The sequence below is a fragment of the Bradyrhizobium sp. LTSP849 genome (assembly GCF_000938255.1).
GTDB lineage: Bacteria > Pseudomonadota > Alphaproteobacteria > Rhizobiales > Xanthobacteraceae > Bradyrhizobium.
In genome coordinates this window covers 41,887-58,527 of record NZ_JYMR01000023.1, presented here as the reverse complement: position 1 = coordinate 58,527, position 16,641 = coordinate 41,887, and the positions used below count along the sequence as shown (strand labels likewise).

11 protein-coding genes are annotated in these 16,641 nt (G+C 64.9%); 6 read left to right on the top strand and 5 right to left on the bottom strand.

Annotated elements, in window-relative coordinates:
* Positions 1-894 carry a LysR family transcriptional regulator gene (locus UB31_RS16185; RefSeq protein ID WP_045011565.1) on the bottom strand — a complete coding sequence of 298 codons (894 nt, stop codon included), beginning with the start codon at positions 892-894 and terminating at the stop codon, positions 1-3.
* A 225-nt stretch (positions 895-1,119) separates the two neighbouring features.
* Between UB31_RS16185 and UB31_RS16180 the strand changes: the two genes are divergently transcribed.
* The 6 genes from UB31_RS16180 to UB31_RS16155 all read left to right on the top strand — a co-directional run bounded on the left by UB31_RS16180 (position 1,120) and on the right by UB31_RS16155 (position 9,556).
* Positions 1,120-1,608, top strand: a complete 489-nt coding sequence (locus UB31_RS16180; protein ID WP_045011564.1) for a formate dehydrogenase subunit gamma — start codon at positions 1,120-1,122, stop codon at positions 1,606-1,608.
* Positions 1,605-3,161 carry a formate dehydrogenase beta subunit gene (locus UB31_RS16175; protein WP_045011563.1) on the top strand — a complete coding sequence of 519 codons (1,557 nt, stop codon included), beginning with the start codon at positions 1,605-1,607 and terminating at the stop codon, positions 3,159-3,161. Before UB31_RS16180 ends, UB31_RS16175 begins: the two co-directional genes overlap by 4 nt.
* A gap of 10 nt (positions 3,162-3,171) precedes the next feature.
* Positions 3,172-6,045 (top strand): formate dehydrogenase subunit alpha, encoded by a 2,874-nt coding sequence (gene fdhF / locus UB31_RS16170; RefSeq protein ID WP_045011562.1) that lies wholly within the window; start codon positions 3,172-3,174, stop codon positions 6,043-6,045.
* 3 nt (positions 6,046-6,048) lie between these two features.
* The gene (gene fdhD / locus UB31_RS16165) at positions 6,049-6,879 is read left to right on the top strand and encodes a formate dehydrogenase accessory sulfurtransferase FdhD (RefSeq protein ID WP_045011561.1); all 831 of its coding nucleotides are present in this window, start codon (positions 6,049-6,051) and stop codon (positions 6,877-6,879) included.
* Complete coding sequence (locus UB31_RS16160; protein WP_045006424.1) at positions 6,866-7,081, top strand: formate dehydrogenase subunit delta; 216 nt, start codon at positions 6,866-6,868, stop codon at positions 7,079-7,081. Before fdhD ends, UB31_RS16160 begins: the two co-directional genes overlap by 14 nt.
* A gap of 159 nt (positions 7,082-7,240) precedes the next feature.
* Positions 7,241-9,556 carry an FdhF/YdeP family oxidoreductase gene (locus UB31_RS16155; protein ID WP_045011836.1) on the top strand — a complete coding sequence of 772 codons (2,316 nt, stop codon included), beginning with the start codon at positions 7,241-7,243 and terminating at the stop codon, positions 9,554-9,556.
* Here the strand turns inward: UB31_RS16155 and UB31_RS16150 are convergent.
* From UB31_RS16150 to UB31_RS16135, 4 genes are all read right to left on the bottom strand, one after another.
* Complete coding sequence (locus tag UB31_RS16150; protein WP_045011560.1) at positions 9,553-12,525, bottom strand: bifunctional [glutamine synthetase] adenylyltransferase/[glutamine synthetase]-adenylyl-L-tyrosine phosphorylase; 2,973 nt, start codon at positions 12,523-12,525, stop codon at positions 9,553-9,555. The two genes, UB31_RS16155 and UB31_RS16150, sit on opposite strands and share 4 nt — an antisense overlap.
* Positions 12,522-13,982, bottom strand: a complete 1,461-nt coding sequence (locus UB31_RS16145; protein ID WP_045011559.1) for a sensor histidine kinase — start codon at positions 13,980-13,982, stop codon at positions 12,522-12,524. Before UB31_RS16145 ends, UB31_RS16150 begins: the two co-directional genes overlap by 4 nt.
* Positions 13,966-14,646, bottom strand: coding sequence for a response regulator transcription factor (locus tag UB31_RS16140; protein ID WP_045011835.1), 681 nt, complete (start codon positions 14,644-14,646; stop codon positions 13,966-13,968). The genes UB31_RS16145 and UB31_RS16140 overlap by 17 nt, the downstream gene beginning before the upstream one ends.
* A gap of 272 nt (positions 14,647-14,918) precedes the next feature.
* The gene (locus UB31_RS16135) at positions 14,919-16,493 is read right to left on the bottom strand and encodes a Do family serine endopeptidase (RefSeq protein ID WP_045011558.1); all 1,575 of its coding nucleotides are present in this window, start codon (positions 16,491-16,493) and stop codon (positions 14,919-14,921) included.
* Between the last annotated feature and the right edge of the window lie 148 nt (positions 16,494-16,641).

Sequence of the window (16,641 nt, the reverse complement as noted above, 5' to 3'; positions counted from 1 at the left end):
TCACGATTGCAGCGTCGGCGCCACTTCGCGCGCGATATTGACCAGCGCCGCGATCAGCGGCGTCATCGGATCGCGCTGCGGGATCACCAGGCCAATGCTGTAATTGACCTCGGGATCGACGATCGGGATCGAGCGGACCTTGTCGGACAGGCCGAGCGTCTCGGCGAGCTTCGCCGGCATCACGCTGGCCCACCGCCCCGTCTTCACATGCGTGTACAGCACCAGCAGCGAGTTCGAGGTCAAGGTCGGCGTCGCTTCCGCGCCGACCGAGCGCAGCGCACGATCGATAATGCGGCGGTTCTGCATATCGGGCGTCAGCAGGCACAACGGCACTTGCCCGACCTCGGTCCAGGTCACGGACTCGCGGTCGCCGAACATCGCATCCGGTGCGGTCAGGAGACGATAGCTCTCGTTGTAGAGCGGAATGGTGCGCACCTTGCCGATCGGCTCGTTCTCGATATAGGTCAGCCCCGCATCGACCTCGAGATTTTCGAGCAGCCCCAGCACTTCCGAAGACGTCGTGGACTGGATGCGGAAGCGCACCTCAGGATGCTTGGCGCGGAACGGCGTGGTCAGCGCGGCGACCATGCCGAGCACGGTCGGGATCGCTGCGATGCGGATCTCGCCGGACAGCTTGTCCTTGAGCGAGTTGATCTCCTGGCGCATCGCCCGGGCATCGCCCACGATCCGCCGCGCCCAATCCAGCGCCCGCTCGCCTTCAGGCGTGAAACCCTGGAACCGGGACCCGCGCTGGACCAGCATCACGCCCAGGATCTCCTCGAGCTGCTTCAGCCCGGTCGACATCGTCGGCTGGGTCACGCCGCAGCCCTCCGCCGCGCGCCCGAAATGCCGCTCCTTTGCGAGCGCCAGCAGCAGTTCAAGCTTGTCGAGCAACCGGTCGTCCCCTCGGATTCTGTCGTGGCATACAAGCTAGCACGGCCCACCCCTGCCAACACGTAAAAACCGGGCGGTGGAAAGGCCGTCGATTGCAGTTTCATATCGTCCGATTGCATCCGTCAATCGATCTGAATTCGCAATCGCAGCATGAGACAGCTTTATTGATCTTTGAACGATTCCAAATAGTTTGCGAGGCAGGGACGCTCTGGTTGAGAACGAAGAATGACAGCGGTTTACGAGCCTTGTTACGAGCCTTGGGACGAGACGCGCGGCGCCGAGATCATCGCCGAACACGCCAGGCAGGAGGGTGCGACGCTGGTCATCCTGCACGCGCTCCAGGAGGCATTCGGCTATATCCCGGAGGCGGCAATTCCCATGGTGGCGCAGGCACTGAATTTGTCGCGCGCCGAGGTCCATGGCGTGTTCACGTTCTACCATGATTTCCGCCACAAGCCGGCCGGCCGCCATGTGCTGAAGCTCTGTCGCGCCGAAGCTTGTCAGGCTGCGGGCGGCGATGCGCTGGCTGCGCGCGCGGAAGCGAAGCTCGGCGTTTCCCTTGGAAATACCACGGCGGATGATCGCGTCACGCTGGAGCCGATCTACTGCCTCGGGCTGTGCGCGACCGCGCCGTCCGCGATGCTCGACGGCCGCCTCGTCGGGCGGCTCGACGAGAAGCGCCTCGACGCACTGGTTGCGGAGGCGCAGCGATGAAGATGAAAATCTTCGTTCCCCGCGATGCGGCTGCCGTCGCCGTCGGCGCCGATGAAGTTGCAACAGCGTTCGAGCAGATCGCACAGAAGCGCGGCCTGCCGATCGAGATCGTCCGGACCGGCTCACGCGGGCTTTGCTGGCTGGAGCCGATGGTCGAAGTCGCGACCCCTGAGGGCCGCGTTGCCTATGGCCCGGTGAGCACGGAGGACGTCGCCTCCGTATTCGAGTCCATGGCGAGCAACGGGCCGCATCCGCTGCGGCTTGGCGTCGCAGACGAGCTTCCCTGGCTCAAGCGCCAGACCCGCCTCACCTTCGCCCGTTGCGGCGTGATCGATCCGCGCTCGCTCGACGACTACCGCGCCCATGGCGGCTACAAGGGCCTGGAGCGCGCGCTGTCGCTCGGCTCCGACGCGATCCTCGCCGAGGTCACCGCATCCGGTCTGCGCGGCCGCGGCGGCGCGGGCTTCCCGACCGGCATCAAGTGGAAGACGGTGGCGCAGACGAAGGCCGACCGCAAATTCATCGTCTGCAACGCCGACGAAGGCGACAGCGGCACCTTCGCCGACCGCATGATCATGGAGGGCGATCCCTTCCTGGTCATCGAGGGCATGACGACCGCCGCGATCACTGTCGGCGCGACCAAGGGCTACATCTACATTCGCAGCGAATATCCGCACGCCATCGAGGCGATGAAAGCTGCGATCATCGCAGCAGAGCGCGGCGGCTATCTCGGCAGCAAAATCGGCGGCTCCACGTACAGTTTCGATCTCGAAGTCCGCGTTGGCGCCGGCGCTTACGTCTGCGGCGAAGAGACCTCGCTGCTGGAAAGCCTCGAAGGCCGCCGCGGCCTCGTGCGCGCAAAACCGCCGCTGCCGGCGCATCACGGCCTGTTCGGCAAGCCGACCGTCATCAACAACGTGCTGTCGTTCGCAGCCATCCCCTTCATACTCTCCGAAGGCGCCAGGGCCTATGCCGATTTCGGCATGGGCCGCTCGCGCGGCACGATGCCGATCCAGCTCGCCGGCAACATTCGCCAGGGCGGGCTGTTCGAGACCGCGTTCGGCGTGACGCTCGGCGAGCTCGTCGATGACATCGGCGGCGGCACGTTTACGGGCCGTCCCGTTCGCGCGGTGCAAGTCGGCGGTCCCCTGGGCGCCTATTTCCCCCGCGCGCTGTTCGATACACCGTTCGACTACGAAGCCTTCGCCGCACGCGACGGCCTGATCGGCCATGGCGGCATCGTCGTGTTCGACGACAGCGTCGACATGCGCAAGCAGGCGCGCTTTGCGATGGAGTTCTGCGCGGTCGAATCCTGCGGCAAGTGCACACCGTGCCGGATCGGTTCGACCCGCGGCGTCGAGACCATCGAGAAGATCATCCGCGGCGAGCGCGTCAGCGAAAACCTCGCGCTCGTCGAGGACCTCTGCAACACCATGAAATTCGGCTCGCTCTGCGCACTCGGCGGCTTCACGCCGTACCCTGTGCTGAGCGCATTGAAGCACTTCCGGGAGGATTTCGTCCCGGCCCCGACCACGCTTCAGGCCGCGGAATAGGAGAACAACGATGTCTCTGATCGAAGAAATCGACTACGGCACGCCGCGCTCCAAATCGGAAACGATGGTGACGCTGACCATCGACGGCAACCAAGTCACGGTGCCCGAGGGCACCTCGATCATGCGGGCCGCGATGGACGCCGGCCACCAGATCCCAAAGCTCTGCGCGACCGACATGGTCGACGCCTTCGGCTCCTGCCGTCTCTGCGTCGTCGAGATCGAGGGCCGCGCCGGCACGCCGGCCTCCTGCACCACGCCTGTCATGCCCGGCCTCGTCGTGCACACCCAGAGCGAGCGGCTGAAGAAGCTGCGCAAGGGCGTGATGGAGCTCTACATCTCCGACCATCCACTCGACTGCCTCACCTGCGGCGCCAATGGCGATTGCGAATTGCAGGACATGGCGGGCGCGGTGGGCCTGCGCGACGTCCGCTACGGCTATGAGGGCGAGAACCACGTCTTCGCCAAGTCCCACGGCGAGATCAACGCCGCCTGGATGCCGAAGGACGAATCCAACCCCTACTTCACGTATGACCCTTCGAAGTGCATCGTCTGCTCGCGCTGCGTCCGCGCCTGCGAAGAAGTACAAGGCACCTTCGCGCTGACGATCTCGGGCCGCGGCTTTGACAGCCGCGTCTCCCCCGGCATGAGCGAGAGTTTTCTCGGCTCCGAATGCGTCTCCTGCGGCGCCTGCGTGCAGGCCTGCCCGACCGCGACGCTGACGGAAAAGTCGGTGATCGAGATCGGCCAGCCCGAGCATTCGGTCGTCACCACCTGCGCCTATTGCGGCGTCGGCTGCACCTTCAAGGCCGAGATGCGCGGCGAGGAAGTCGTGCGCATGGTGCCGTACAAGGACGGCAAGGCCAATCGCGGCCATTCCTGCGTCAAGGGCCGCTTCGCCTGGGGCTACACCAACCACAAGGAGCGCATCCTCAAGCCGATGATCCGCGAGCGGATCGAGGATCCCTGGCAAGAGGTCTCCTGGGACGAAGCGTTCTCGTTTGCCGCGGCAAAGATGCGCGGCATCCAGAAAAAATACGGCCGCGACGCCATCGGCGGCATCACCTCCTCCCGCTGCACCAACGAAGAAACCTATCTGGTGCAGAAGTTGATCCGCGCCGGCTTCGGCAACAACAATGTCGACACCTGCGCCCGCGTCTGCCACTCGCCGACCGGCTATGGGCTGTCCGTCACCTACGGCACCTCCGCCGGCACGCAGGATTTCGACTCGGTCGAGAATACCGACGTCGCCTTGATCATCGGCGCAAATCCGGCTTCGGCTCATCCCGTCTTCGCCTCCCGCCTGAAGAAGCGGCTGCGCCAGGGTACCAAGCTGATCGTGATCGATCCGCGCCGGACCGAAATGGTGGAATCACCCCATGTGAAGGCGCTGCATCTGCCGCTGATGCCCGGAACGAACGTTGCGGTCGTGACGGCGCTGGCGCATGTCATCGTCACCGAGGGTCTCGCCAACGAAGCCTTCGTGCGCGAACGCTGCGACTGGACCGAGTTCGAGGAATGGGCCGCCTTCGTCGCCCAGCCGAAGCACAGCCCGGAGGCGACCGCAATCCTGACCGGCGTCGATCCGCAGGATCTGCGCGAAGCGGCCCGCATCTACGCCACCGGCGGCAATGCCGCGATCTATTACGGCCTCGGCGTCACAGAGCACAGCCAGGGCTCGACCACCGTGATCGCGATCGCCAACCTGGCGATGGCGACCGGTAATATCGGCCGTCCCGGCGTTGGCGTGAACCCGCTGCGCGGTCAGAACAACGTTCAGGGCGCCTGCGACATGGGCTCGTTCCCGCACGAGCTCCCTGGTTATCGCCACATCTCGGGCGACGCCGTGCGCGATCAGTTCGAGGCGCTGTGGAACGTCAAGCTCAACCCCGAGCCGGGCCTGCGCATTCCCAACATGTTCGATGCCGCGATCGAAGGCACGTTCATGGGCATCTACGTGCAGGGCGAGGACATCCTGCAATCCGATCCGAACACCAAGCATGTGGTCTCGGCGCTGTCGTCGATGGAATGCGTCATCGTTCACGACCTCTTCCTGAACGAGACTGCGAACTACGCCCATGTCTTCCTGCCCGGCTCGAGCTTCCTCGAGAAGGACGGCACCTTCACCAACGCCGAACGCCGCATCCAGCGCGTCCGCAAGGTGATGACGCCGAAGAACGGCATGGCCGACTGGGAGGTCACCATCGCCCTCGCCAAGGCCATGGGCTACGACATGCCCTACAACCACCCGTCCGAGATCATGGACGAGATCGCGGCACTGACGCCGACCTTCACCGGCGTGTCCTACGCCAAACTCGACGAGCTCGGCTCGGTGCAGTGGCCCTGCAACGAGAAGGCGCCGGAGGGCACACCGGTGATGCATATCGGCGGCTTCGTCCGCGGCAAGGGCAAGTTCGTCGTCACCGAATATGTCGCCACCGACGAGCGCACCGGCCCGCGCTTCCCGCTGCTGCTCACGACGGGGCGCATCCTCAGCCAGTACAATGTCGGCGCGCAGACAAGGCGCACCGACAACGTGGTCTGGCATGCCGAGGACCGGCTGGAGATCCATCCGCACGACGCCGAGCAGCGCGGTGTACGCGATGGCGACTGGGTGCGGCTGAAGAGCCGTGCCGGCGAGACCACACTGCGCGCGGAGATCACCGACCGCGTCGCGCCGGGCGTCGTCTACACCACCTTCCACCACCCGGACACACAGGCCAACGTGATCACGACCGAATATTCGGACTGGGCGACCAACTGTCCCGAGTATAAAGTGACGGCAGTGCAGATCTCGCCGTCGAACGGCCCGTCCGACTGGCAGAAGACCTACGACGAGCAGGCGCGGCACTCCCGCCGTATCGCGCCAGCTGAGGCTGCGGAGTAACGCATGCACGTGCCGGTCCAGGCCATCGACCGCGAAATCTGGCGCGACGGTGTTGCGTCTGAAGGCACGCGCCTGATCCCCGAGGAGACGCCGCTGGCGCTAACCTATAATGGCGGCACCTATGCCGTCATGATGGGAACGCCGCAGAACCTCGAAGACTTCGCGGTCGGCTTCAGCCTGGACGAAGGTATCGTCAAATCCGTCGACGAGATCCGGTCGCTCGAGGTGGTCCGCCTCGACGACGGGATCGAGCTGCGGATGTGGCTGGCCTCGGAGCAAGCCGGACGCATCAGCGAGCGCCGTCGTCACATCGCGGGCCCGACCGGCTGTGGCATTTGCGGCATCGACTCCATTGCGGAAGCCGTGCGGCCCGCGGCGATCGTGCCGCAGGGGGAGACCTTCACGCCCGAACAGATCATGGCGGCGATGCAGGCCATTGCTCCCCTGCAATCGATCAATATCCAGACCCGCGCGGTCCACGGAGCGGCATTTTGGTCGCCATCGCATGGCATCGTAGCCCTGCGCGAAGATGTCGGCCGCCACAACGCACTCGACAAGCTCGCAGGTTCGTTGGCGCGTAGCCGGACAGACGCGAGCGTCGGGATGGTGCTGCTGACGAGCCGTGTCTCGGTCGAGATGGTGCAGAAGACGGCCGCAATCGGCGCGCCTGTGCTGGTCGCGGTCTCCGCACCCACCGCGCTCGCAGTCCGCGCCGCAGAGGCCGCCGGCATCACGCTGATCGCGATTGCTCGCAGCGACGGGTTTGAAGTGTTCACGCACCAGGGCCGCGTCACGGCTCATCGTGCTTCGGAGATTATCCATGTCGTCGCCTGACCGCCTCGTCTACATGGCCAACCAGATCGGCACATTCTTCCGCAGCCAGGGCCACGACAAGGCCGTGCCGGGGATCGCCGAGCACATCAAGAAGTTCTGGGACCCCCGGATGAAGCGCGCGATCTTCGCTCACCTCGACGCCGGCGGCGCCGGACTTGAGCCGAACGTGCTCGAAGCCCTGACCTCGCTGAAGCAGCCCTGAGCGCAGGCGCCGCGCAGCGTCACTCTATCAAAATCGCACGATTATCTCGCCGCAGCCTCTGATATGCGGCGCGGCCACATGTCAGCTCGCAAATTATTGCGTGGCTCATCGGCGCGCGCCGGCACTATCCTGTCGCTTCAGACGACGACAGGACGGCCGATGACCAAAAAGAAGCTCGAAGGCATTGAAGACTACCAGGGCGCAGCCGCAGGCTGGGGCGCGCTCAAAGCTGTCGCCGACGCGGTTCGGGGGCAGATGGCCGTCGGCAAGGAGACCCATGGCCTTCTGACCATGAACCAGCCCCACGGCTTCGATTGCCCGGGCTGTGCCTGGCCGGACCCGAAGCACACCTCCTCGTTCGAATTCTGTGAAAATGGCGCCAAGGCGGTGTCGTGGGAGGCGACGGCAAAGCGAACCACGCCCGAGTTTTTCGCAAGCCACACCGTCAGCGAGCTATGGAGCTGGCAGGATTTCGACCTCGAAAATGAAGGCCGTCTCACCCATCCGATGGTCTACGACCGCGCCACCGATCGGTATCTGCCGATCTCGTGGCAGGACGCGATGAGCCAGATCGGCGCGGCGCTGCGCGCCCTGCCCGATCCCAACATGGCGGAATTCTACACATCGGGCCGCGCCTCGAACGAGGCCGCATTTTTGTATCAGTTGTTCGTTCGCGAATACGGCACCAATAACTTTCCCGATTGCTCGAACATGTGCCACGAGGCCACCAGCGTCGGCCTGCCGGAATCGATCGGGGTCGGCAAAGGCACCGTGACGCTGGAAGATTTCGACCACAGCGATTGCATTTTCTGCATCGGCCACAATCCCGGCACCAATCATCCGCGCATGCTGACGACGCTGCGCGAGGCTTCCAAACGCGGCGTGCCGATCATTGCGATCAATCCGCTTCGCGAACGCGGCCTGGAGCGATTTACATCGCCGCAGAGTCCGGTGGAGATGTTGACACTCGATTCCACGCCGATCGCATCCTCCTACTATCTGGTCAAGGTCGGCGGCGACATCGCGGTGCTGAAGGGAATGATGAAGACCCTGCTTGCACTCGACGCCAAGAGCCTCGCGGAGGGTGGCCCCGGCGTGCTCGACCGCGAATTCATCACGGCCCACACCTCGGGCGTCGAGGCCCTGCTGGCGGATATCGAAGCAACGGACTGGGATGCGATCGAACAAGCTTCCGGTCTGCCGCGATCCGATATTGAAGCCATCGGCACCGTGTACGCCAACGCCAATCGCGTCATCATCAATTACGGTATGGGCATCACCCAGCACCGCCACGGCACCGGCAACGTGCAGCAGATCGCCAATCTGCTGATGCTTCGCGGCAATATCGGGCGCGAAGGGGCCGGCGTCTCGCCGCTCCGCGGCCATTCCAACGTGCAGGGCGACCGGACCGTCGGCATCACCGAAATTCCAAATGACGCCCTGCTCGACGGGATCGTCCGTGTGTTCGGCTTCGAGCCGCCGCGCGCGAAGGGACATAACGCGGTCGAGGCCGTCGAAGCCATCCGGGACGGTCGTTCGAAGGCACTGATCTGCCTCGGCGGTAACCTGGCCGTCGCCATGCCGGACCCCAAGGCGACTTTCGAGGCCATGCGTGGACTTGATCTCGCCGTCCATATCGCGACGAAACTCAATCGCTCGCACCTGTTGCTGGCCAAGCAATCGTTCATCCTGCCCTGCCTGGGACGCACTGAAATCGATACGCAGGCGACGGGCCCGCAGGCGGTCACGGTGGAAGATTCGATGTCGATGGTGCATGCCTCCCGCGGCGGCCTGAAACCGGCCTCGGAGCACCTGAAATCCGAACCGGCAATCATCGCCGAAATGGCGATGGCGACGCTGCCAAACACCAGGGTGCAGTGGTCCGAGATGATCGCGGACTACAACAGGATACGCGACGGCATCGAAGGCGTATTTCCTGCCTTCAAGGATTTCAACGCCCGCATCCTGCATCCCGGCGGCTTCCGCCTGCGCAACGCGGCCTCCGAACGCGAATGGCTGACGCCGAGCAAGAAAGCCAACTTCCTGATCTATCCTGGCCTCGAAGAAGATCCGCCCAACGCGGACGCGCTGACGCTGACCACGATCCGCAGCCACGACCAGTACAACACGACACTGTATGGGCTGAACGACCGCTATCGGGGCATCAAGGGACGCCGCGACGTTGTCTTCGTCAACGCGGAGGATCTTGCGAAGCGCGGATTGAGCCATGGTGACGTCGTCGATGTCAGCGTCGATGATGCGGCCGAGGCGGGCCTGAGCGAGCGCATCCTGCGCGGAGTGACCGCGGTCGCCTACAAGATCGCGGAGGGATCGGTCGCAGCCTATTACCCGGAGGCCAACGTGCTGGTCGCGCTCGATCATTACGACGAGAAATCGGGAACACCGTCTTACAAATCCATACCGGTGCAGATCAAGCCGGCCGCGAACGCGCCAGCGCTGACAAAGCCGAATTAGCCGCGATTGCCGACCAAGGCCAGGAACACGCGCCGTACCTCGGTTTGCGTCTCCTTCACGCGCGCCTCGAGCGACGAGAAGTCGGGGGCATCGCCAGCGCGCGCCATGACACGCTGAAGATCCACGCCCGCGGTTTCCGGCTTGAAGCGGTCGCTGACGCACAGCCGCAGGATCTGCGTCAAATCTTGGTAGAGCCGCGCAGCCGCACGCAATATCTCCGCCTCTGAGTGCGGGAGCACGCCGAGCTTGGCGGCATTGTCCAGCACCTGCACCGTGCTGACGTCGAGAATCCCCGGCTTGTCATGCGCGTGCACGAGCTGGAGATATTGCGCGATGAAGTCGATGTCGACTATGCCGCCGGCGGCATATTTGAGATCCCAATAGTCGGTCTCGCCCTTCTCCTGCGCAATCGCGCGGCGCATGTCGGCGACATCGTTGGCGATGACCACGGTATCGCGTCGCCGGGTCAGAACCTCGCGGATGATGCTCTCGATCCGCGCGCCGAATTCGGGCGATGCCGACACAACGCGCGCACGCGTCAGGGCCATGTGTTCCCAGGTCCAGGCCTCGTTGGCCTGATAGTCGGCGAAGGAGGCAAGGCTTGACGCCACCGGCCCGGCGCGCCCGGAGGGACGCAGCCGCATGTCGATGTCATAGAGCACGCCGTAATTGGTGCGGGTGGTGAAGGCGCTGATCAGGCGCTGGGTGAAGCGGGCGAAATAATGCGCGCCCTGGAGCGACTTCGACCCATCGGAGTCCGGATCGTCGCTGTCGAAATCATAGAGCAGAATCAGGTCGAGATCCGAGGACGCGGTCATCTCACGGCCGCCCAGCCGGCCCATGGCGATGATCGCGGTCTCCTGCCCCTTGATCCGCCCGTGCTGGGCGGCGAAGCGATCCGCGACCAGGCCATGCACGGTGTGGACGATGCCTTCGGCGACGTCGGCAAAGGCCGTGCTCGCCTGCTGCGCCGAGACGGTGCCGGAGAGGATGCGCGTACCGATCAGGAACAGGCTCTCCTGCCCGAACAGACGCAGGCGATCGAGGAATTCCTCGTAAGACCCCGCGTCCTGCACGGTGGTCGCAAGCCGGGCCGACAATTCCCGCCTGTCCGGCATCGCACCGAAGAAGCGCGGATCGATCAGCCCGTCCATGAGCTGCGGCTGTCGCGCCAGCATCTCACCAAGCCGCGGGGCGGCGCCCAGCACCAGGGCCACGAGCGCGACGAGATTGCGATTCTGGCCGAGCAGCGTGATCAATCGCCCGCCACGTTGAAGCGCGCTGAGGAAATGATCGAACGCCACGACCGCGCGGTCCGGTTCCTCGGCATGCGCGAGGCCGACGATCAGCGCCGGCACGAACTCGACAAAGGCGCTTCGCGTCGCCTCAACGCGGAACACGCGGTAGTCGCCGGTGATCCAGTCAGAGACGGTCTGCGCGACGGCAGCGGGCTTCTTGAAGCCGAGCGTCGTCAGGTGCTGGAGCAGGCGCGGATCTTCCGGACCGGCGCGGTAGTCGAGGGCCGGCAGGCTTGCCGTTCCGGTCGGGTCGTCGCCCTCGAACAGCTTTTCGTAATGCCCCTGAACGATTTCGAGCTGGCGCAGCAGATCGCGCGCAAATGCTTCGCGGCTCTCATAGCCGAAGAACCAGGCGAAGCGCTCGACCGCCTCCTTGTCGTCGGGCAGCGCATGAGTCTGCTCGTCAGCGATCATCTGGAGGCGGTGCTCGACCCGGCGCAGGAATTCGTAGGCCCTGGTCAACTCCTCGCGCGCTTCGAACGTGATCCAGTCCCTGGCGGCAAGCACGTTGAGCGCAGCGAGCGTCGGCCGCACCCGCAATTCCGGATGGCGGCCGCCGGCAATCAATTGCTGGGTCTGCGCGAAAAACTCGATCTCGCGGATGCCACCGCGGCCGACCTTGACGTTGTGGCCCTCGACCGCGATCTCGCTCTGGCCGCGATAGGTCTGCATCTGCCGCTTCATGTCATGGACGTCGGCAAGTGCTGCGAAGTCGAGATGCTTGCGCCAGACAAAGGGGGAGATTTCGGCGAGCAGCGCCTCGCCCGCCCTGGGATCGCCGGCACAGGCATGCGCCTTGATCATCGCGGCACGCTCCCAGGTCCGCCCTTCCCGCTCGTAGTAGTGCAGCGCGGCGTCGCGCGAGATCGCCACCTGTGTCGAAGATGGATCCGGACGCAGCCGCAAATCGACACGGAAGACGTAGCCGTCATAGGTGCGCTGCTGGAGAATGCGCGCCATCCCCTGCGTCACCCGGACGAAGAACGGCTGCGGCTCGATATCGGGCGCGAGCGTCGTGTTGTCGGGATCGAAGAACACGATGAGGTCGATGTCGCTGGAATAGTTCAGCTCGCCTGCGCCCATCTTGCCCATCGCGAGCACGATCAGGCCGCAGCCGATCTCCGGCGCCTCGGGATCAGGCGGAATAAGCTTGCCGCGTGCGGCTTCCTGCCGCAGCAGATACTGGAGCGCCGCCTGCACCGAGGACACGGCGACATCGGTCAGCGCAGCCGTCACCCGCATCACCGGCCAGACGCCGCCGATGTCGCTCAGCGCGATCAGAAGCGCCGCCTCCGCCTTCATGCGGCGAAGCAGCCGCATCACCTCGGCCTCATCGGTAGCTGCGAGCACCGCGCCCCTCGCTTCTGCGATCAGCGCCGCCAAATGCGTATCCGGATCGGATTCGAGCAGCCGGATCAGCCGCAACGGATCGGCGCGAATCAGCTCGAACAGATAGGGCGAGAATTCCGCAATGCCGGCCAGGATATCCCGCACGAAGGCATGAATCAGCAGCGCTTCGAGACGGGCCAATTGTGACGGCTCAAGCTCGGCCAGCCAATTTTCGAAACGTGGTTCGTCGGTTGCGGAAGCGGCAATATGGGGAGCCTCCGCGAAGCGCGCGGCCAGGCTCTCACCATGCTTGTCCGCGTTTCCCGGCGCGGAATGGTTCATGCCACCTTCTGTGGCACATCCGCTATTGGAGGAGCAACCCTGTCGCCGGCGCCCGCGCGGGCCGGCAGCGCCAGCGTGGCGACGAGGCCGGGCAGGGCGTCGCCTAGGCGCAATTCACCACCATGCAGTGTGGCAACAGCCGAAGCGAGGCTGAGGCCGAGGCCGGAGCCCGGCAGCGTACGGCTCGCCTCAAGCCGCACGAAGCGCTCGACGACATGCTTGCGGTCGCCTTCCGGAATTCCGGACCCGCGATCGGTGACGCTGAGCAGCACCTGGTCGCCCTCGCGCCTGGCCTCGATCGTGATCTGACGGCTGTCCATGCTGACCACGGTTCCCGCCGCCTGCGTCGCCGGCTTGCCATATTTGATGGCGTTCTCGACCAGATTGGCGAGCGCCTGGCTGATCAGCTCGCGATTGCCGTGAACCAGCGCTACCTCCGCCTTGACCTTCAAGGTCATGCCGTCGTCCTCGGCGAGCGGCTCATAGAGCTCGTGGATGCCGCTGGCGACCTCGGCGGCATCGAAATCATCCATATTGCCGCGCGCCTGACCGGACTCCGCGCGCGCGATCATCAGGAGCGCGTTGAAGGTGCGGATCAGCCCGTCGGATTCCTCGATGGTTCGCTCCAATGCCGCGCGGTAGTCGGCCTCGCAGCCCGACTTCGCCAGCGCCTCCTCAGCGCGGTTACGGAGCCGTGTCAGTGGGGTCTTGAGGTCGTGGGCAATGTTGTCGGAGACTTCCTTCAGCCCCGCCATCAGCGCCTCGATCCGCTCCAGCATGGCGTTGAGGTTTTCGGCGAGGCGGTCAAGCTCGTCGCCGCTGCGCCCGACCGGCAACCGCTCGCTGAGATCGCCGGTCATGATGCGATGCGCCGTGCCGGACATCGCGTCGATGCGCGTCAGCACCCTGCGGGCGACGAAGACGCCGCCGCCGAGGCCGAGCACGACGACGATCAGGATCGACCATTGTGCCGCCTTGGCGACGATGCCGAACAGGCGCCGCCGCTCGTCGAGGTCGCGGCCGATCAGGAGCCGGAAGCCGTTTTCGAGTTCAGTGACCCGCACCAGCGCACGATGGTCGCGGTCGTCGGCGTCCTCGATCCGCTTGTAGGCCGTCTCCGTCCAGCCCGCCGTCGCCATCACGCCCGGCGCCAGCGAGCCGACATTGCCGGCAACCGCCTGCCCCGTCGGCGTGGTCACGAGGTAGAGATTGGCGCCCGGACGCAGCGCGCGATATTCGATCGTGCGCACGAGGCCGTAGAGACCGCGGCGGCCGTAGATCTCGTTGATCTCCGAGGTCTCGGAATTGACCGTCTGCGTGATCTCTTCGGTGATCAGCCGCCGCGTATTCCAGGCAAAATAGCCAAGCAGCGAGGCTGCGAAAATCGCAAACAGGAACAGGTAGACCAGCGTCAGCCGGAATGCCGTGGTGCGGACGAGTTTACCGAACGCCGTCACGGATCATATACCCGGCGCCGCGGATCGTGTGCAGCAGCGGCCGCTCGAAACCCTTGTCGATCTTGGAGCGCAGCCGCGAAATGTGCACGTCGATCACGTTGGTCTGCGGATCGAAATGATAGTCCCAGACGTTCTCCAACAGCATGGTGCGCGTCACCACCTGGCCGGCATGTTTCATGAGGTATTCGAGCAGGCGGAATTCGCGCGGCTGGAGCGTCAGCTCGTCCTTGCCGCGGGCGACGCGATGGGAGAGCCGGTCAAGCTCGAGATCGCCGACACGGTAGAGCGTGTCCTCGGCCGGACCGCCGCGGCGGCGCGACAGCACCTCGACGCGGGCCAGCAGCTCGGCGAAGGAATAGGGTTTTGGCAGATAATCGTCGCCGCCGGCACGCAGGCCCTTGATGCGGTCGTCGACCTGCCCGAGCGCCGAGAGAATCAGCACTGGCGTGGATTCGCCCTTGTCGCGCAGCGCGCCGATCAGCGACAGGCCGTCGCGCTTGGGCAGCATGCGGTCGACCACGAGCACGTCGTAATCACCGTTCTCGGCCATGGCGAGGCCTTCCTCGCCGTCGGCGGCGTGGTCGGCAATGTGTCCGACTTCGCGAAACGCCTTCACGAGATAGTCGGCGGATTCGCGGTCGTCTTCAATGATGAGGAGGCGCATTGTGCGTTCGGCGGCGGTCAAGGAGGTCAACCTTCTCTAAACATGGCGCGAGCGGCAATCGCATGCAAGCCGAGTGAGGGACTCTGGCATCGAGAAAAAGGCGGGCGGTGAAGCTGGGGGGACCTCACCGCCCTAGGCCTTCCGACGGAGGGGGGCGTAATTCCACCGGAAGGTAGACTGGGGAAGCGAACGTTACGCTGCTCCCCCGAAGGGCGCCGTCGGCGGGGGCGACTGATGCCGGCGACACCCTTCATTTCGTAGCCTCCTGAGGCTTAACCCTTGGCGAGGGGCACTGCGACGAAGCGCGACTGGCCGCCGCTCTTCACCCGCATCAGGACGCTGTTCTTGTTGTCGGTCCGCGCCGTGTTGATGGCGTCGCGGACATCGCCGGCAGTGCTCACGCTCTTGCCGCCGACTTCGAGAATCACGTCGCCTTCCTTGAAGCCGCGTTCGGCCGCAGCACTCTTCGGATCGACTTCGGTGACCACGACGCCGTCCTTGCCGGCACCGGCCACGGAATTGGCGGGCGCAACGGTCATGCCGAGCTTCGGCACGTCGGTGCCCTTGCTCGCGCCCTTGCCGCTGTCGTTATCGGTATCAGCCTTGGCCTCGACCGTGTTCGGCAGCTGACCGAGGGTTAGGTTCACGACCTTGTCCTGGCCCTTGTGCAGCACGTTGAGCTTCACGGTCGCGCCGGGCGCCAGGCCGCCAATGGTGCGGGCGAGCTCACGGGCGTCCTTGACGGATTCGCCGTTGACCGACGTGATCACGTCGCCGGACTCGATGCCGGCCTTGGCCGCCGGACCATTCGCCTGCGGCTCCGCCACCAGCGCGCCTTCGGCCTTCTTCATGCCGAGGCTGTCGGCGATGTCGGATGTCACCGGCTGGATTTGCACGCCGATCCAGCCGCGGCTGACCGACCCCTTGTCCTTGAGCTGGGCAACGACCGTCTTCACGGTGGAGGCCGGGATCGAGAATGCGATGCCGACGCTGCCGCCGGAGGGCGAGTAGATCGCGGTGTTGACACCCATCACTTCACCATTGGTGTCGAAAGCCGGACCGCCGGAATTGCCCTTGTTCACGGGCGCGTCGATCTGGATGAAATCGTCATAGGGACCGTTGCCGATGTCGCGGCCGCTCGCCGAGACGATGCCGGCGGTCACAGTGCCGCCGAGGCCGAAGGGATTGCCAACCGCCAGCACCCAGTCGCCGATCCGCGGCTTGCCGTCGGCAAGCTTGGCGAACGGGAAGTTCGAGCTGCCCTCGACCTTGATCAGAGCGAGGTCGGTGCGCTGATCGGTGCCGATCACCTTGGCGCTGTAGGTCTTGCCGTCGTCGGTCGTGACCTCGACCTTGTCGGCGCCGTCGACCACGTGGTTGTTGGTCACGGCAAAGCCGTCGGCCGAGATGAAGAAGCCGGAGCCCTGGCCCTGCACGACGCGGCCACGACCACCCTTCTGGCCCGGGAAGCCGTCCGGTCCGCCGAAGCGGCGGAAGAAGCGCTCCATCGGCGAGCCCGGCTGGAACGGCGAGGAATCATCATCGCTGTCGTTGCTGGCAACCTTCTCCTTGATGTTGACCTTCACCGAGATCACCGACGGCTTCACGCGCTCGACGATATCGGCGAAGCCGATCGGGCGCTCAACCTTGCGGACCTCATTGTTGACCTGCGCCTGCGCCGGGCTGGAGAACAGGTCGGCAGGCGAGGTCGACGGGCTGAAGCCGTGGACGGCAATACCGAAGCCGGCGACGACCGAAGCCATCAGCGCGATCTTGCGGGCCGAAAAAACCGACCGGCGGGGCTGCCGGTAGGACGGAAGGTTCGTAAGATCGGGACGGTCGGTCATGCGGAGGTCTCCAGGGCCTTGAAATCCATTTGGTGCCGATGGGCGACACCTTACGGTCCTGAAGATGGGGACTTCCGCCTTACCGCGCGCTGGCTGTGGGGTTAAACTTTTGTAATGAAGGCGCGCCCCGCATGCGGCAGTTTATCGC